The 17,170-nt window shown below is 66.9% G+C and carries 18 protein-coding genes; 9 read left to right on the top strand and 9 right to left on the bottom strand.

The window, feature by feature from the left end:
* The first annotated feature begins 76 nt into the window (after positions 1-76).
* Positions 77-1,006 carry a LysR family transcriptional regulator gene (locus tag EC839_RS01590; RefSeq protein WP_132831935.1) on the top strand — a complete coding sequence of 310 codons (930 nt, stop codon included), beginning with the start codon at positions 77-79 and terminating at the stop codon, positions 1,004-1,006.
* 104 nt (positions 1,007-1,110) lie between these two features.
* Here the strand turns inward: EC839_RS01590 and cysB are convergent, their stop codons facing one another.
* The 3 genes from cysB to EC839_RS01575 form a co-directional block, all read right to left on the bottom strand.
* On the bottom strand, positions 1,111-2,085 hold the full coding sequence (cysB, locus tag EC839_RS01585) for an HTH-type transcriptional regulator CysB (RefSeq protein ID WP_132831934.1): 975 nt from the start codon (positions 2,083-2,085) through the stop codon (positions 1,111-1,113).
* Positions 2,086-2,337: 252 nt separating this feature from the next.
* Positions 2,338-2,820 carry a universal stress protein gene (locus EC839_RS01580; protein WP_132831933.1) on the bottom strand — a complete coding sequence of 161 codons (483 nt, stop codon included), beginning with the start codon at positions 2,818-2,820 and terminating at the stop codon, positions 2,338-2,340.
* 108 nt (positions 2,821-2,928) lie between these two features.
* On the bottom strand, positions 2,929-3,255 hold the full coding sequence (locus tag EC839_RS01575; protein ID WP_132831932.1) for a co-chaperone YbbN: 327 nt from the start codon (positions 3,253-3,255) through the stop codon (positions 2,929-2,931).
* A gap of 165 nt (positions 3,256-3,420) precedes the next feature.
* Between EC839_RS01575 and EC839_RS01570 the strand changes: the two genes are divergently transcribed.
* On the top strand, positions 3,421-4,500 hold the full coding sequence (locus EC839_RS01570; protein WP_058790538.1) for a 3-deoxy-7-phosphoheptulonate synthase: 1,080 nt from the start codon (positions 3,421-3,423) through the stop codon (positions 4,498-4,500).
* Positions 4,501-4,558: 58 nt separating this feature from the next.
* Here the strand turns inward: EC839_RS01570 and EC839_RS01565 are convergent, their stop codons facing one another.
* Complete coding sequence (locus EC839_RS01565; protein WP_132831931.1) at positions 4,559-4,840, bottom strand: GNAT family N-acetyltransferase; 282 nt, start codon at positions 4,838-4,840, stop codon at positions 4,559-4,561.
* 445 nt (positions 4,841-5,285) lie between these two features.
* Here EC839_RS01565 and EC839_RS01560 point away from each other — a divergent pair, with 445 nt between their 5' ends.
* Positions 5,286-5,537 (top strand): Lpp/OprI family alanine-zipper lipoprotein, encoded by a 252-nt coding sequence (locus EC839_RS01560; RefSeq protein WP_007160560.1) that lies wholly within the window; start codon positions 5,286-5,288, stop codon positions 5,535-5,537.
* 122 nt (positions 5,538-5,659) lie between these two features.
* On the opposite strand, the gene EC839_RS01555 is transcribed toward EC839_RS01560, so the two are convergent.
* From EC839_RS01555 to EC839_RS01545, 3 genes are all read right to left on the bottom strand, one after another.
* Positions 5,660-6,637 (bottom strand): L,D-transpeptidase family protein, encoded by a 978-nt coding sequence (locus EC839_RS01555; protein WP_132831930.1) that lies wholly within the window; start codon positions 6,635-6,637, stop codon positions 5,660-5,662.
* Positions 6,638-6,853: 216 nt separating this feature from the next.
* The gene (locus EC839_RS01550; protein WP_007160562.1) at positions 6,854-7,135 is read right to left on the bottom strand and encodes a hypothetical protein; all 282 of its coding nucleotides are present in this window, start codon (positions 7,133-7,135) and stop codon (positions 6,854-6,856) included.
* A 98-nt stretch (positions 7,136-7,233) separates the two neighbouring features.
* Positions 7,234-7,788 (bottom strand): arylesterase, encoded by a 555-nt coding sequence (locus EC839_RS01545; RefSeq protein ID WP_256680912.1) that lies wholly within the window; start codon positions 7,786-7,788, stop codon positions 7,234-7,236.
* A 148-nt stretch (positions 7,789-7,936) separates the two neighbouring features.
* Here EC839_RS01545 and EC839_RS01540 point away from each other — a divergent pair, with 148 nt between their 5' ends.
* The 4 genes from EC839_RS01540 (at position 7,937) to EC839_RS01525 (ending at position 12,870) form a co-directional block, all read left to right on the top strand.
* Positions 7,937-8,611 carry an ABC transporter ATP-binding protein gene (locus EC839_RS01540; RefSeq protein ID WP_132831928.1) on the top strand — a complete coding sequence of 225 codons (675 nt, stop codon included), beginning with the start codon at positions 7,937-7,939 and terminating at the stop codon, positions 8,609-8,611.
* Entirely contained in the window at positions 8,608-11,118 is a 2,511-nt protein-coding gene (locus EC839_RS01535) for an ABC transporter permease (protein ID WP_132831927.1), read from the top strand. The genes EC839_RS01540 and EC839_RS01535 overlap by 4 nt, the downstream gene beginning before the upstream one ends.
* Positions 11,119-11,121: 3 nt before the next feature.
* Positions 11,122-11,625, top strand: a complete 504-nt coding sequence (gene greB / locus EC839_RS01530; RefSeq protein WP_132831926.1) for a transcription elongation factor GreB — start codon at positions 11,122-11,124, stop codon at positions 11,623-11,625.
* Between the two features lie 114 nt (positions 11,626-11,739).
* On the top strand, positions 11,740-12,870 hold the full coding sequence (locus EC839_RS01525; protein WP_165904645.1) for a diguanylate cyclase: 1,131 nt from the start codon (positions 11,740-11,742) through the stop codon (positions 12,868-12,870).
* Here the strand turns inward: EC839_RS01525 and EC839_RS01520 are convergent.
* Together EC839_RS01520 and EC839_RS01515 are read right to left on the bottom strand one after the other, a co-directional pair.
* Complete coding sequence (locus EC839_RS01520; RefSeq protein ID WP_132831924.1) at positions 12,854-13,159, bottom strand: hypothetical protein; 306 nt, start codon at positions 13,157-13,159, stop codon at positions 12,854-12,856. The genes EC839_RS01525 and EC839_RS01520 overlap by 17 nt on opposite strands.
* Positions 13,160-13,312: 153 nt before the next feature.
* Complete coding sequence (locus tag EC839_RS01515) at positions 13,313-14,743, bottom strand: transglycosylase SLT domain-containing protein (RefSeq protein ID WP_132831923.1); 1,431 nt, start codon at positions 14,741-14,743, stop codon at positions 13,313-13,315.
* A gap of 88 nt (positions 14,744-14,831) precedes the next feature.
* Here EC839_RS01515 and EC839_RS01510 point away from each other — a divergent pair, with 88 nt between their 5' ends.
* Together EC839_RS01510 and EC839_RS01505 are read left to right on the top strand one after the other, a co-directional pair.
* Positions 14,832-15,662, top strand: a complete 831-nt coding sequence (locus EC839_RS01510; RefSeq protein WP_132831922.1) for a TatD family hydrolase — start codon at positions 14,832-14,834, stop codon at positions 15,660-15,662.
* Positions 15,663-15,822: 160 nt separating this feature from the next.
* Positions 15,823-17,097 (top strand): methyl-accepting chemotaxis protein, encoded by a 1,275-nt coding sequence (locus EC839_RS01505; protein WP_132831921.1) that lies wholly within the window; start codon positions 15,823-15,825, stop codon positions 17,095-17,097.
* Positions 17,098-17,170 lie beyond the last annotated feature (73 nt).

Raw genomic sequence — 17,170 nt, 5'->3', positions numbered from 1 at the left:
GAAGGAGACTTTACTCGGCGCCATGGGGCCTGCCTAATGAGAGCTCCCTATCCCATGATAACCAACGGTTATTCCCATGCTGCCATCCCTGGGCTCCATCGCCTCTCGTCTGCGCCTGCGGCAACTGCGCCTGCTGATCGCCCTCGACGAGGAAGGCTCGCTGCACAAGGCCGCCGAACGCATCGCCATCTCTCAGCCCGGCGCCACCAAGGCCCTGCACGAGATCGAGAGCACCCTGGGCGCCACCCTCTTCCTGCGCACCCACCAGGGCCTGCAGCCCAATGACCTGGGCCGCTGCGTGATCCGCTATGCGCGGCTGATCGAGAGCGACCTTGCCCATCTGCGCGAAGAAATGCTCGGCATTCTCCAGGGCGAAGGCGGTCGCCTGGCGGTGGGGGTGATCATGGGCGCCGTGCCCCGGCTGATCGCCGCGGTGTCGCGCCTGGGTGCGGCGCAGCCCCAGCTGGGGATCGAGATCATCGAGGACACCAGCGTGCGCCTGCTCGACCTGCTCGACGCCGGTCGCATCGAACTGGCCATCTGCCGCAGCAGCGTCAGCCGCCGGCCGGATGCCTATGATTGTCTGGAAGTGCGCGAAGAGCGGCTGGAGATCGTCTGCCATCCCCGCCATCCGCTGGCGGAGTCCGAGACGCTGAGCCTGGCCGAGCTGGTCGACAGTCGCTGGATCGTCTATCCGGCCAACCTGCCCATGCGCCTGACCCTGGAGCGAGAATTTCGCGCGGCGGAGCTGGAGTTTCCCCGCTATCCGGTGGAAACCTCCTCGACCTTCACCCTGCTCGGCCTGCTGCAGGAAGACGCCAACCAGGTGGCCATGCTGCCCAGCGACATCGCCCAGTTCGGCGAAAGACACGGCCTGCTGCGCCGCCTGCCGGTGGTCCAGCGTACCCGCAACGAGCCCTATTCGATCCTGGCGCGCCAGGGCGCGGGGTTGTCGGCGGCCGCGCAGCTGCTGCTGGAGCAGTGGCGGTTGGCGGGGGTGGGTTAAAACATCGCGGCCATGGGCCGCTCCTACAGGGCGTGATGCTTTTGTAGGAGCGGCCGCATCGGCGGACCGCCATGGCCGCGATCAACCATTGGAGAAACCCGACCTCAATACGTCGGCAGCGTCACCCCGTGGAACAGGGTCTCCAGCTCCTGCCGCGAAGGCGTCTGCATGGCCTCGGTCAACACCTCGCGGGTCAGGTGCGGCGCGAAGCGGCCGATGAAGTCGCACATGAAGCCGCGCAGGAAGGTGCCGCGGCGCAGGCCGATCTTGGTCACGCTGGCTTCGAAGAGGTGGCTGGCGTCCAGGCAGACCAGATCGGCATCGGCTTTGTGATCCACCGCCATGTCGGCGACGATGCCTACGCCCAGGCCGAGGCGCACATAGGTCTTGATCACGTCGGCGTCCGCGGCGGTCAGCACCACGTTGGGCTCGAGACCCTGGCGGGCAAAGGCCTCGTCGAGCTTGGAGCGGCCGGTGAAGCCGAAGACGTAGGTCACCAGCGGCTGTTCCGCCAGGTGTTCCAGGGTGAGGTGTTCCACCTTGGCCAGGGGGTGGCCCTGGGGCACGATGACGCAGCGGTTCCAGCGATAGCACGGCATCATCACCAGGTCGTTGAAGCGCTCCAGACCCTCGGTGGCGATAGCGAAGTCGACGGTGCCGTCGGCGGCCATCTCGGCGATCTGGGTCGGCGAACCCTGGTGCATGTGCAGGGCCACGTCCGGATACTGCTTGATGAATTCGCTGATCACGTCCGGCAGCGCATAGCGCGCCTGGGTGTGGGTGGTGGCGATGGACAGGGTGCCCTTGCGCTCGTTGGAGAATTCCTGGGCGATCTGCTTGATGCTCTCGCACTTGCGCAGGATCTCGCCGGCGGTCTGGATGATGCGTTCGCCAGCGGGCGTCACCCGGGTCAGGTGCTTGCCGCTGCGGGCGAAGACCTCGACCCCCAGCTCGTCTTCGAGCAGGCGAATCTGCTTGCTGATGCCGGGCTGCGAGGTATAGAGGCTCTGGGCGGTGGCGGAAACGTTCAGATCGTGGTGGGCGACTTCCCAGATGTAGCGCAACTGTTGCAGTTTCATGCCGGCTCCTAGGCTTGTCTGAAAAGTGCCTGCGCTCGGTCATACTGCGTTAAAAAGCCGTTCGGAATGCTCATTTACCCTTCGTAAACTCCGCTTCCTCACGGATTCTTGCCTTGTCTGACCTTCGCTCGGCGATTTTTCAGACAAGCCTTCTGACCCATGCGCAAGCATATAACAGTAAAGCAGGCCTCAAGGTTTTTCTAGACCGAAATCGAATTAAGTCGTGGAGAGGCAAGCCCTGACGCTGGCGGATCATCCCTGACGCAGCGGCACCAGATACACCGGGATGCGCGCGGTCTGCAGCAGGCGGCTGGCGGTACGCCCCAGCGGCGCGACCTGGGCATCGCCCTGGCTGCGACTGCCGATCACCAGCAGATCCGCGGCGAAGTCCTGGGCCTGCTTGAGAATGGCGGCTGGCGGATCGCCCTGCACCACCCGCACGGCCCGGACCAGGCCCACGGTGGCGGGGGTTTCCAGCAGGTCCTCGCGCAGCGACTCGAACACCTGCTGCTCGATGGTCTCGAGGACCAGCTCCAGACCGCCATTGCGCAGGCGATCCAGGGATTCTCCATCAAGATGTTGCTGCAGCAGCGTGGAGGCCAGCAGGCCGAGTGGCTCCACCACATGGACGACATACAGCCGGGCCTGATGGATACGGGCGAGATTCAAGGCATGCTGAAAGACATAGGACGAACACAGGCCCAGGTCCGTGGCATAGAGCAGCGAGCGGATCACGATTCCTCCTGGCCAGATCAGGCGACCTGACCGGTGCAACGCGGGATAGCCTCTTCCAGCGTAGCAGGGGAAAGGCGTTTGCGCTGCGAAGCGCGCGTTAGAGGCCTTTCAGGGTATTTCCTCGGGCTCGCGCGCCGCCGCGGCCAGGATCGCCGCCACCAGTGCCGGCTCGCGCAGCGGCGCCTGCACCGGGCCGAAAAAATCGCCATCCCCGATCAGGAACAGCGCCGGCAGGTGGAAGACGCCATAGCGCTGCACCAGACCGCCACTGCGCTCGGCATCCACCCAGTACAGCCGCTCGACCGGCAGCGCCGCGGCGGGCAGCACCTGGCGCGCCAGGCGGCAGGAGGCGCAGCCGGCGCTGGTGAAGATCAGCAGGGAGCGCCCCGGCGCCGCCAGCAGGACGGCATCCGCCGTCCCATCGTCCAATTCCATCGATTCCTCGTCGCGATCATCGCCAAAGCGCGCCCTCGGGCGCGCCGATAGCGTCATGGCCATTGTGAGCGGGCGGGACACGCGTTAAGGTGCCCCACCCTCTCCACCGTATTTTGCCTGCACGGGCCCTGACCTGTCGCAGCGCCGTGACCGACGAGTAGCACCATGGCCGCACAGCCCCGCCTTAACGACCTCAATATCGAAGCCAACGAGCCGCTCATCACTCCCGAGCAGCTCAAGCAGGAGATCCCGCTGAGCGATCTCGCCGCCGACACCGTCGCCCAGGGCCGCCAGGTCATCCGCGACATCCTCGACGGCAAGGACCACCGCCTGTTCGTGGTGATCGGCCCCTGCTCCATCCATGACATCAAGGCCGCTCACGAGTATGCCGAGCGCCTCAAGGCCCTGGCCGCCCAGGTCAGCGACAGTCTCTATCTGGTCATGCGCGTCTACTTCGAGAAGCCCCGCACCACCGTGGGCTGGAAGGGCCTGATCAACGACCCCTACCTGGACGACTCCTTCAAGATCCAGGACGGCCTGCACATCGGTCGCCAGTTGCTGCTGGACCTGGCGGAAAAGGGCCTGCCCACCGCCACCGAGGCGCTTGACCCCATTTCCCCCCAGTACCTGCAGGACCTGATCAGCTGGTCGGCGATCGGCGCCCGCACCACCGAATCCCAGACCCACCGGGAAATGGCTTCGGGCCTCTCTTCCGCGGTCGGCTTCAAGAACGGTACCGACGGTAGCCTGACCGTGGCCATCAATGCCCTGCAGTCGGTGTCCAGCCCGCACCGCTTCCTGGGTATCGACCAGCGCGGCCAGGTGTCGGTGGTCATGACCAAGGGCAACGCCTATGGTCACGTGGTGCTGCGCGGCGGCAACGGCAAGCCCAACTACGATTCGGTCAGCGTCACCCTGTGCGAGCAAGCGCTGGTCAAGGCCAAGGTCAAGCCGAACATCATGGTCGACTGCAGCCACGCCAACTCCAACAAGGACGCCGCCCTGCAGCCGCTGGTGATGGACAACGTCGCCAACCAGATCGTCGAGGGCAACAATTCCATCGTCGGCCTGATGGTGGAAAGCCACCTGGGCTTCGGCAACCAGCCGATTCCGGCGGATCTGTCGCAGCTGGAATACGGTGTCTCGGTAACCGACGCCTGCATCGACTGGGCCATGACCGAGAAGAGCATTCTCGACATGCACCGCAAGCTCAAGGATGTGCTGCCGCGCCGCGCGCGCAGCTGATCCAGCAGCGGATACGAAAACGCCGGGCTCAGCCCGGCGTTTTTCTTGGTACGGCCATTCAGGCCAGCGGCGTCACCTGGCCACGACGTTCCAGGTAGTGCTCCACATAGGAGCAGGAGGGAATGACGCTGTAGCCGCGGCTCTCGGCGTATTTCAGCGCGTGCTCGGTCAGCCGCGCCGCCAGGCCGCGCCCACGCAGGGCATCGGGGACGAAGGTACGATAGAAATCCATGGTCTGCTTGCCCAGATCCATGTAGGCGAGATAGGCGCGCTGGCCGTCGACAGAAAGATGGAATTGATGATTGGCCTCATCGTGTTCCACGTGCAGGGACTCGTTCATGACTACTCCTTGGCGGTTTGGCTCCGCCTTATCCATTGTTATCGATGATACCCGAAGACGAGAACGCACCCTTCCTGTGCGGGACTGAGCCACAGCGCGTCAGACCCTTCCGGAACAAGCAGGTTCTGACCAGCCGTCGCACCGAGAAATCACACTATATCAGGGCCGCCCGTGCGGGAGCAGGCGCGGCTTAGCGCTTGACAACTTCCCGTCATCCTCTAACGTTTTGAAACGTTCGCGACTTTCAGCCATCCAAGCAGTTGCTGATACCGGTGCGCAGGGATTTCGGGACGAACCCGGGGAGCGGAGAAGAATTTTCCGCAAAAAATCTTTCTTCAACGGGTTCGCTCAGTTTACTTACGACCGGTAATGAGTAGTATGTAGCCGCAATTTTCCCCCTGGAAAATTGATCTTAAAACAGGATGTCTACCTCAAGGGGTTTACGATGAACAACGCTCTGAAATTCGCCGCCCTGGCTCTGGCCGCTGCTCTGGCCACTGGTTGCAGCACCGCTAACAAGGAAAGCGAAGCTCGCCTGACCGCTACCGAAGACGCCGCTGCCCGCGCTCAGGCTCGTGCTGACGAAGCCTACCGTCACGCTGACGAGGCCCTGGCCGCCGCTCAGAAAGCTCAGCAGACCGCTGACGAAGCCAACGAGCGCGCCCTGCGTATGCTGGAAAAAGCCAGCCGCAAGTAAGCGCCTCGGCTGGAAAGGCGGGTGGCAACAGTCGCCTTTCCCGGAGCAAACAAAAAGCCCGCCATCTCAGATGGCGGGCTTTTTGTTTGTCTGACCGGCCGAGCGTGCTCGGCCGGTTGCGATCACAGGCTCTTGGCGGGCGCCTTGGCCACCGTACCCGGCGTCATCCCGGCCGGCAGGTCGGCGATTTCCACCGGCAGGCCGTCCTGACCCTGGACCACGTCACGCACCGTGTTCCAGTTCACCGCGCTGTTGGCCTGCAGCAGGTCGTCACGCTTGATCAGCGCATTGACCACCGCGGCCTGGCGGTCGATGTCGGTCGGATCGCCCTTGAGGTTGACCGGCTGGTGCGCCTCCAGATAGAGCTTGCCCTGGCTCACGCCGAACTTGTAGGGCTCGTCGATGATGCGCACCGGGGTACCTATGGGCAGCATGCCGACCAGTTCGGTCACGTTGAAGTTGTACATGCGGAAGCAGCCATGGCTGACCTGCATGCCGATGCCGAACTTCTTGTCCGAGCCGTGGATGAGATAGCCCGGCAGGGTCAGACGGATCTTGTAGGGACCGAGGGGGTTGTCCGGACCAGGCGGGACGACCTTGGGCAGCGGATCGCCTTCGGCGGCGTGCTCGGCACGGATGGATTCCGGCGGATACCAGGCCGGGTCCTTGATCTTGTCCACCACCTTGGCCACCCCAACCGGTGAGCCCCAGCCATCACGGCCGATGCCCAGGGGATAGGTGAACACCGAGTGACCACCCTTGGGGTAGTAGTACATGCGGTATTCGGCGATGTTGATGACGATGCCCTCGCGCGGCCCGGGCGGCAGGATGAAGCGCGTCGGCAACACGATCTCGGTGCCGGCACCCGGCAGCCAGGCATCGACGCCCGGATTGGCGGCTACCATCTCGGTGTAGCCCAGATCGTACTTCTGGCCGAGGTCGGCAAAGGTGTCTTCGTAGGCGGCCTTGATGACCTGAACCTCGCCGACCACGTCTTCACCGGGTGGCGGCAGCGGCAACTCCAGTGCCTGCGCCGTACCCGCGCTCAACAGACCAAACAGCGAGAGGGAACCGACCAGGGTCGAAACGCGCGCGGGCATGGGATGAATCCTTGCAAGGAGCAAAAAGGTGACGGCGCGAATTGTACACGCCTCGATCCGCGTCCGGCAGAGCCTGGAATCTGCTCAAAGGCTCGCGAGCTAGCGCCAAACTAGGCGAAAAGGCCCGGGGAAGCGGAGTTTACGAGGGGTAAATGAGCATTCCGAAGGGGTTTTCAACACCGTTTGGCCGACGCGCAGCAGACTTTGGGCAGGCTCTCAAAAGACCTGTAGTGGATTCGGCAGCCCTCGTTTGGCGCCTTGCAGCCGCTGCATGCAGGCCGGACAGAGGGTCTTGAGGCCGAGCGCCCGGCGATTCAGCGGATGCAGGCGGGGCCGTGCCGGCAACAGCGTACCGCACAAGGTCCGGTCGGTCGGCGAGCCCAGCTCCAGCTGCCGGGCGACGATATGGACTCGACCCTCGCGGCAGGCGAACAGGTCGAGCTGGGCATCGGGCTGGATCAGCTGATAGCCATGCATGGACCGGGAAAGGCGGGACATCGGGATACTCCAGAGGCGGTTCCGCCGGGCGGTCGATTGGCCGGACCGGCGGGGCGCGCAACCTTAGCGGAAAGCCCCGCCGGGGAAAAGTCCGACGTTCAGTTGCGCAACAGCGGCTGCAACTGGGGCCAGGCGTTGTCCAGCAGGCGTTGCTGGGCATTGGCCTGGGGGTGGATGCCATCCGGCTGCATATAGGCCGGATCACCCCCTACTCCTTCGAGCAGGAAGGGCACCAGGGCCACCTGCTGGGCCTTGGCCACGTCCGTGTAGACCTGGGCGAAGCCATCGGTATAGCGCGGTCCGTAATTGGGCGGCAGACGCATGCCCAGCAGCAGGACGCGTGCCCCCCTGGCCTTGGCCTGCTCCACCAGGGCGGTGAGGTTGCGCTCGAACTGGGCCAGCGGCTGGCCGCGCAGGCCGTCGTTGCCACCCAGTTCGATGGCCACCACCTCGGGTCGATGATCAGCCAGCAACCGCGGCAGTCGCGCCAGGCCGCCGGCGGTGGTGTCGCCGCTGATGGAGGCATTCACCACCTGGTAGTCGAGCTGCTGCTCCTGCAGGCGCCGCTCCAGCAGGCGTACCCAGCCCTGCCCTTCGGCGAGGCCGTAGCCGGCGGTGATGCTGTCGCCCACCACCAGCAGGGTACGCGCCATGGCCAGGGGCGCGAGGGTCAGACAGAGCAACGCCAGCAGCCAGGCAATGCCTTGGCGCAAAGGCGCACTGGACTTCGTCCGGCTTTTTGACTCTAACTCGCCACAGCCGCCCGCGTGCGGGCCCTTCGAATACGGCATCGGATACCTCATGAGCGAAGTCATACTGCTGGCACGCGACCTTAGCAAGGTCGTCACGGGCGCGGAAGGCGCGCTGCCGATCCTCCAGGCGCTGGATCTGCAACTGCGGGCCGGCGACAGTTTGGCCATCGTCGGCAGCTCGGGTTCCGGCAAATCCACCCTGCTCGGCCTGCTGGCCGGTCTCGACCTGCCCAGCGGCGGCGAGGTCCATCTCGCCGGTCAGCGCCTGGATACCCTCGACGAAGACGCCCGCGCCCGCCTGCGCGCGGAACGGGTGGGCTTCGTGTTCCAGTCCTTTCAGCTGCTCGACAGCCTCACGGCGCTGGAAAACGTCATGCTGCCGCTGGAGCTGGACGGCGTGCGCCAGGCGCGCGAACAGGCGGTGGCCCTGCTGGAACGGGTCGGCCTGGGCGAGCGGCTGCGCCATTATCCCCGGCAGCTCTCCGGCGGCGAGCAGCAGCGGGTCGCCCTGGCCCGCGCCTTCGCGCCGCGGCCCAGCATCCTCTTCGCCGATGAACCCACCGGCAATCTCGACAGCCGTACCGGCGCCCATATCAGTGACCTGCTGTTCGAACTCAATCGCGAGCGGGGCACGACGCTGGTGCTGGTGACCCATGACGAGCGCCTGGCCGCCCGTTGCGCACGCCAACTGCGCCTGGAAGGCGGCCGGCAGGTCGCGGCATGAGGCGTACCGGTCTGCCCTTCACACGGCTGTTCGGCCTGGCCTGGCGCCAGAGCCTGAGAGAACTCCGCGCTGGCGAGATCCGCATGCTCTGCCTGGCGCTGGTGGTGGCCGTCGCCGCCAGCGTCGCCATCGGCTACTTCACCGCCCGCCTGGGCGCGGGCATGGAAAATCGCGCCAGTGAATTCCTCGCCGCCGACCTGGTGCTGCTGGGCAGCGAACCGCCCCGTCCGGAACAGGTGGACGCCGGCCTGCGGCTCGGCCTCGAACACAGCCGCTCGCTCAATTTCAGCACCATGGCGGCGGGTGCCGAGACCCTGCAGCTGGCCAGCGTCAAGGCGGTCCAGGCCAACTTTCCCCTGCGCGGCGAGGTGCGCAGCGCCGCGGCGCCGGACGCGCCCGACCAGCCGGGCGGCGCTCCGGCGCCCGGGGAGGCCTGGGTCGAGCCGCGCCTGCTGCTGGCCCTGGACGCCAAGGTCGGTGATCGCCTGGACATCGGGCGCAAGGCCCTCACCATCACCCGGATACTCACCTACGAACCCGATCGGGCAGGTGACTTCTACAGCCTGACGCCGCGGGTGCTGATCAATCTCGACGACGTGGCCGCCACCGGAGTCATCCAGCCCGGCAGCCGGGTACGCTATCGCGAACTCTGGCGCGGCGAACCTCAGGTCCTGGCCGCCTACCGTCAGGCGCTCACCCCGGCCCTGGCCGCCAACCAGCGCTTCGAGGGACCGGGCGACGGCAATCGCCAACTGGGCAACGCCCTGGAGCGCGCCCAGCGCTATCTGGGGTTGGCCAGCCTGGTGGCGGTGGTGCTGGCCGGCGTGGCCGTGGCGCTATCGGCCAATCGCTTCGCCGCGCGGCGCTTCGATGCCAGCGCCCTGCTGCGCTGCCTGGGCCTGACCCGTCGCGATGCCCTGGTGCTCTATGGCCTGCAACTGGGGCTGCTGGGGCTGGCGGCGAGCCTGCTCGGCGCCCTGCTCGGCTGGCTGGCGCAGCTGGTGCTGTTCGAGCTCCTGCACGGCCTCCTGCCGGAGCGCCTGCCGGCGGTCGGGATCGGCCCGGCGCTGGCCGGCATGGGCACCGGCCTGGTCGCCCTGGTCGGCTTCGCCCTGCCACCGCTGGCCGCCCTGGGACGAGTCCCGCCGCTGCGGGTGTTGCGCAGCGATCTGCAACCCGTGCCCCTGCGCACCTGGCTGGTCTACGGCTGCGCCCTGCTCGCCCTGGGACTGATCATGTGGCGCCTGTCGCTGGATCTGCGCCTGACCCTGGCGCTGCTGGTAGGCGGCCTGGTCGCCGGCTTGCTGTTCGGCAGTCTGCTGTACCTGGCCCTGCGCGGCCTGCGCCGGGGCATGCAGGGTGCGCCCCTGGCCTGGCGGCTGGGACTGGGCCAGCTGCTCCGGCATCCCCTGGCGGCGGTGGGCCAGACCCTGGCCTTCGGCCTGATCCTGCTGGCCATGAGCTTGGTGGTGCTGCTGCGGGGCGAGCTGCTGGAACGCTGGCAGGCACAACTGCCGGCCGAGGCGCCCAACCACTTCGCCCTCAATGTCCTACCGGACGAGCGCCAGGCCTTCGCCACGGCGGTGGCCGGTCTCTCGCCCCACGCCAGTCCGCTCTATCCCATCGTGCAGGGCCGCCTGGTCAGCGTGAAGGGGCATCCGGCGCAGGAAGGCCTGGAAGACGACTCCCGCGGTGGCCGTGCCACCCGGCGCGATCTCAACCTGACCTGGTCGGCTGGGTTGCCGGACGGCAACCGCCTGGAAGCCGGTCAATGGTGGGAAGCGCTGCCCGCCAGCGATCTGCCCGGCGTTTCCCTGGAAAGCGAGCTGGCGCGCAGCCTCGGCGTCGGCCTGGGCGACACCCTGGGCTTCGTCATCGGCGATCGCCAGGTCGAGGCGCGGGTCACCAGCCTGCGGCAGGTCAGTTGGGACAATTTCCAGCCCAACTTCTTCGTCATCTTCGCTCCAGGCGCCTTGGAAGGCGTGCCGGTCACCTACCTGGGCAGCTTCTACCTGCCGCCCGGCCACGACCGCGAATTGCTGGCCCTGGCCCGGCAATTCCCGGCGGTGACCCTGCTGCCCATCGACGCCCTGCTCGACCAGCTGCGCAGCATCCTGCGCCAGGTCAGCGTAGCGGTGGAGTTCGTGCTGCTGTTCGTGCTGGCCGCCGGCATCGCCGTGCTGCTGGCGGGCCTGCAGGCGACCCTCGACGAACGCATCCGCCAGGGCGCCCTGCTGCGTGCCCTGGGTGCCCGGCGCGAGTTGCTGCAACGGGCGCGGCGCACCGAATTCATCCTGCTCGGCGGCGCCAGTGGCTTGCTCGCGGCGCTCGGTTGCGAGATCGTCAGCGCCCTGCTCTACCGGCTCGCCTTCGACCTGGACTGGCAGCCCCATCCCTGGCTGCTGCTGTTGCCGGTGCTGGGCGCCCTGCTGGTCGGCGCGGCGGGCCTGTTGGGCACGCGGCGGGCACTCACCGCCAGTCCGTTACTGATCCTGAGAGAAAGCTGATCCATGAGTCGTTACCGTCCGCCGCGCACCGCCGGCACGCCCCTGATCACCGCTGCCGGCGAAGCCCGGCTGCGCGCCGAACTCCACGAACTGTGGAACGTGCGCCGGCCCCAGGTCACCCAGGCGGTGAGCGAGGCGGCCGCCCTGGGTGATCGCTCGGAAAACGCCGAATACATCTACGGCAAGAAGATGCTGCGCGAGATCGACAGCCGGGTGCGCTTCCTGCGCAAGCGGCTGGAGAATCTCAAGGTGATCCGCGACCGCCCGGCCGATCCGAGCAAGGTCTATTTCGGCGCCTGGGTCACCCTGGAAGACGACGAGGGCGCGGAAAAGCGTTACCGCATCGTCGGCCCTGACGAACTGGATCTCCGGCAGAACCTCATCAGCATCGACTCGCCCCTGGCGCGGGCCCTGGTCGGCAAGGCGCTGGACGCGGAGGTTCGCCTGCAGACGCCAGCCGGCGAGCAGCGCTGGTATATCGTCGAGATCGAATATCTCGATAATTGATCTTCCTGCAGATTACTTCCGCTCAAAGAATGCGATTCAAGTCACAAAATTCAGGCAAAATCCATGGCGCAACTTGGCGGAGGCCCGCCACCTTCTCACGCAAGGATTCGCGGCATGAGAGCGCCGACGCTTTACGCTTTGCCCAACCAGCGCGTCCTGCGCTGGCTCGTGACCACTCGCGAACCGCTCGGTGAAGACCTGCTGCGGCAGCTCATGGCCGGCCCGTTTTCCTCCCGCGGCGCCATGTTCGTCGGCGCCCTGAACAGTCTGTTGATCAGCTGGACCTGTGCCTTCCTGCATCCCACGCCGATATTCATCGGCTGGATGATTCTCGATACCCTGATCTGGCTCACCCGCCTGGTGTTGCTGCACTGCATCCATCTGATGGACAGCCTGGCGCCGCCGTGGCTCAGCGAAGTCTCACTCTTGCTCGGACTGCTCTGGACGGCCACCCTGGGCCTGGGTACGGCCGCCTGCGTACTCAGTGGCGATGTGGTGCTGCAGGTGCTGGGCTGTACCTCGGCGGTGGCCATGAACGGGGCCGTCACCATGCGCAACCAGGGCATACCGCGCTATGCCTTTCTGCAGATCCTGCTGACCGACGTCCCGATGAAACTGGCCACCCTGCTCCAGCCCGAACCCCTGCTGCGGCTGTTCCTGCTGCAGGCACCGCTCTATCTGACGGCCAACTGGATACTGCTGCACGCTCTCAACCGCACCCTGGTGCGCGCGCTGACGGCCGAAGCCGATAGCCGCTGGCATGCCACTCATGACAACCTGACCGGACTCTACAATCGCGCTGGCATTCTCGCGCTGCTCGAGGGCGCCCTGCATCGGCCTCGCTCATGGCCGGGGAGCGTAGCGGTCTTCTATATCGATCTGGACGACTTCAAGGGCGTGAACGACTCCCGGGGCCATGCCGCGGGCGATCGTCTGCTGCGAACCTGCGGCGAGGTGCTGACCCTGAGCGTGCGGCAGAGCGACTTCGCCGGCCGCCTTGGCGGTGACGAGTTCCTGCTGGTGATGCAGGACGCTACCGAAGAAGGGGCTCGGGAGCTGGCACAGCGTATTCTCGGACGTCTGATGCCCCAGGGCACGAGCGCGAGCATCGGCATCGCCCTGCAGCGGGCCACGGAGGACAGCCCGGCCCTGCTGGCGCGGGCGGACCAGGCGCTCTACACCTCCAAGCTGGCCGGCAAGGGCGGCTTCAGACTGGCTGATACCCGCGCTAGCGACGCCGGGTGATCACCCCTTGCCGCGCCACCCGGGTCAGTTCCCGCACCAGGGGTTCGAGAGCGGCCTGGCCCGGCGACTGCACCACGGCGAAGTCGAAGCTGTCGTTGCCGAAGGCGCGCAGCTGTTCGGCCTGATCGGCGAAGCGGATCTGCAGGGTGCGGCTGTGCGGCCAGCGTTTGGGCCAGCCTTCGAGATAACGCAGCAGTGTGGGCTGGTCGGGACCGCCGAGCAGGATGGCGGGATGACTGGCGAGCTTGCCCTGGGTCAGGGGAGTAAGGCGTAGCGGGAGCGGTAGCATGGACGAAATTCCGCCTCGTAGATCCAGCTGGGCGGTAGTACGAGGCCTGTTCCGTCCAGCGCTTTAGCGGTATTTGGGAGCGCCCCGCAAGTTGCTGTTTAAATCGGCGCAGGATCATCCTAGGGAGGGCTCGGCCGCCCTGTCAAGCGGGCTTCAACCGTCCCCGCGTCCGGTCTCCCTGGCACCTGTCGCCGCCACGGCCGGCGCTTCCAGGCGGGCCCTTTCGCGACTGAAGGCCACCCGGTACTTGTTGACGCTGGCCACGTAGTTGACCACCCCGATACCCACCTCCTCGGCGGCGATGCGCTCGACCTGGAAGAACCAGCGATCGCCGTCCAGTCCCTGCTTGCGCGCCTTGGCCCTGAGCGCCTGGACGCGCTCCGGCCCCAGGTTGTAGGCCGCCAGGGTAAAGGCGCGGCGCTCGCGCTCGGCGAGCCGCGGACTGGAGAAGAACTCGCGCCGCAGGCGCGCCAGATAGCGGGTGGCCGCCTTGACGTTGTCCTCGGCGGAATGCAGGTTGCGTACCCCGACACTGCGCGCCGCCCGCGGGGTGATCTGCAGCAGCCCCGCGGCGCGTCCCGCTCCCCGCGCATGGGGATCGAGACCGGATTCCTTGTAGGCCATGGCGGCCAGGGTCAGCCAGTCGAAGTCGTAGGCCTTGGCGTAGCGCTGCAGCAGCGGCCGCACCTGGGCCAGGCGCTTGCGGTCATGGGCCTGCAGTGGATCGCGCACCTGGTAGCGGCGCGCGTAGGCTTGGCGAAAGGCCTTGTCGTCGTCGCGCGCCTGGGGTTGCCGAGCGAAGGTGCGTATCCGCTCGGCGAGCTGGTGCGCCGGGGCGCGCAGATACCAGAGCTGCGCCTGGTCATGGGCCACCACGACTCGATCGGCCACCCGCAGGCGCGGTAGCACCCGCGCCCAGCGATGGGCGAGACCGGATTCGACGACGCTGAGCGGATAGATGCCGGCCTGGGTCAGCTCCAGAACGTCCTCCACCGCCAGGGTCGGATCGGCCCACTCGACCTGCACCGGCCGCAGTCTGCGCTTCTCCAGCTGGGCGTTGAGCCGGGCCAGGGCCGGACCGGCCGCGCTGCCCTGGGGCAGCACCACCCGGCGCCCGGCCAGTTGCTCCAGATGACGCGGCAGGCGCTGGCCGCGCCCACCCACCACCACCAGGCTGGCGGGCGCCGCCACCGACGCGGCGATCAGCGCCGAATGCGCTGGCGGCAGCAGGGTTTCGCCAGGCGCCACCAGATCGCCCTCGCCTCTTTGCAGCGCCGTCAGGAGGTCGTCCTTGGCCTTGGGCACGAAGACCAGGCGCAGCGGCCGCCCCCCGGGCTGGTGCTGCAAATAGCGAGCGAAGGCCTCCAGGCGCCGATACTCGATGCCGAGGGCCTGGCCGTTCCATTCGCCGGAGCTGTGCCGACTCTGGTTGACCAGGACGCGCAATTCGCCAGCACGCTCGATGGCGGTCAGGTCGCGCGCCGCGACATGGCGCGGCGCCTCGGGAGGCAGGGCGCCGAGCCGCGCCTGGGCGGAATCGGCGAGCAGGCAGCCAAGAAGGACAAGGGTGAATCGAAACGGCATCCAGGACTCCTGACCTGGCCGGGACAGCGCCGATAGCACCCGGACTACGGATAGAATGAAAGGACAAAATCTGTAGAAGGGCCGCACCATGCAATTGATCGACATCGGCGTCAACCTCACCCACCCCAGTCTGCTCAAGGAGGTGGACGCGGTGATCGAGCGAGCCCAGGCCGCCGGTGTGATGCAACTGGTGCTGACCGGTACCACCCTCGAAGACAGCGAGAACGCCCTCAATCTCTGCCTGCGCCTGGATGCGGGCGAGGCGCTGTTCAGCACCGCGGGCGTCCACCCTCACGAAGCCTCGACCTGGAATGCGGCCGCCGCCAGGACCCTGCGCGACCTGGCCAGCCAGCCCAAGGTGCGCGCCCTGGGCGAATGCGGCCTGGACTTCAATCGCGACTTCACCCCGCGACCGCAGCAGGAGCGTTGCTTCGAAGAGCAGCTGGCCCTGGCCGCCGAATTGCGCCGCCCGGTGTTTCTGCATGAACGCGACGCCAGCGAGCGGATGCTGGCGATCCTGCGCGACTATCGCGACCACCTGCCGGCGGCGGTGGTGCACTGCTTCACCGGCGAGCGCAAGGCGCTCTACGGCTACCTGGATCTCGACCTGCATCTGGGCATCACCGGCTGGATCTGCGACGAGCGCCGCGGCCTGCACCTGCACGAGCTGGTCGGGCAGATCCCGGTCGGCCGACTGATGCTGGAAACCGATGCCCCCTACCTGCTCCCGCGCACCCTCAGACCCAAGCCGCGCCATGGCCACAACGAGCCGGCCTTCCTGCCGGAGATCCTGCGCACCGTGGCGCGCCTGCGCGGTGAGACGCCCGAGCAGACCGCCCTGCACACCACCGCCACGGCCCGCGCCTTCTTCGGGTTGCCGGAGATGGCCGTGCCAGAGCGGCTCGAAGAATTCGACTAGGCACGGGGCGCCGCTGCGCTAAAGTCGCGAAGACGTGGGCCGTTAACCTCAGGGCTTGTTCCACGGCGTCAGACGTCTTCTCGCAGGACGTTGACGCCAGTCAAGATCCGGAGCGCGCCGGCCTGCCAGGCTGTGCGGCCCCGCCGACTGGATGCCCCCTATGTTTGCCTGGCTGCGCGATATTTCCCTCAAGTACAAGTTTTGGGCGGTCAATGCCGTCGCCTTCGTCACCAGCCTCCTGCTGGTGCTGTTCGCCATGCAGCTGGAGGTCTCCGGCCGCGCCGAGCAGCTCAAGGCGGTCAAGGCCGTCGTGGGTGAGGCAGCGGCTAAGCTGAACGCCCCGACGTTTGGCGACATCTTTATCGCCCGGGCACCGGAATACGCCCTCGCCGTGGGCGTGCTGATGCTGGTGCTGCTGGTGGCCTCGCAGCTCCTGATCCGCTTCATCCTCGGCAATTTGCAACGCCTCAAGGACACCATGCTGCGGGTGGAGCGCGACGGCGACCTCACCGCCCGGGTCGAGGTGCGGGGGCGCGACGAGGTCGGACAGATGACCCAGGCCTTCAACGCCATGCAGGACAGCTACACCCGCGTGGTCGGTACCGTGGCCGCCAGCGCCTCGCGCCTGGACGAAGGCGCCGGACGCCTGGCCAGCGGCATGCAGGGCGTGCGTGGCGGCATGCAGGATCAGCAGCACGAGACCGACCAGGCGGCTACCGCGATCAACGAGATGAGCGCTACCGTGCAGCAGATCGCCGAGCACGCCGCCGGCACCCGCGACCAGTCCCAGGAAGCCGACCGCCTGGCCGGCGCCGGCCAGCAGGCCGTGGAGCGCGTCAGCCATTCCATCGCCGACCTCTCCCAGGGCGTGCAGCAGACCGCGGTGATGATCCAGGAGCTGGCCGAGAACAGCGAGCGCATCACCAGCGTGGTCAACGTCATCCACGGCATCGCCGAGCAGACCAACCTGCTGGCGCTCAACGCCGCCATCGAGGCGGCACGTGCCGGCGAGGCCGGCCGTGGCTTCGCCGTGGTCGCCGACGAGGTGCGCAACCTGGCCAAGCGGGTGCAGGGCTCCACCGACGAGATCACCCGCATGGTGGACGGCCTCCAGGCCGGCACCCGCGATGCCGTGGAATTCATGCGCGAAAGCTCGCTCAAGGCCGACGACTGCGTGGTCCAGGCCGGCGCCGCCGGGCAGGCCCTGGCCGACATCACCGCCGCCGTGACCCTGATGCGCGACAGCAACACCCAGATCGCCGTTGCCGCGGAACAGCAAGCCCAGGTGGCGGAAGAGATGAGCAGGTCGGTTGTAGGCATCCGCGATGTCACGGAAAGGACCATGCTGCTGACGCAGGAGTCGGCCTGCACCAGCACCGAACTGGCCGAACTTGCAGGAACCCTGAATCAGGCGATTCGCCAGTTGCGCCTATAGCCTCCATAGCGAGAGCGCATTCGCGCGGTTGCCCGACAGGCGGCAAGATGCCCGCACGTTTTTGGAGAACCGC

Source organism: Pseudomonas sp. JUb52, from assembly GCF_004341115.1.
GTDB lineage: Bacteria > Pseudomonadota > Gammaproteobacteria > Pseudomonadales > Pseudomonadaceae > Chryseomonas > Chryseomonas oryzihabitans.
The sequence above is the reverse complement of the archived record's forward strand: the minus strand, read 5'-3'. Positions and strand labels throughout refer to the sequence as shown.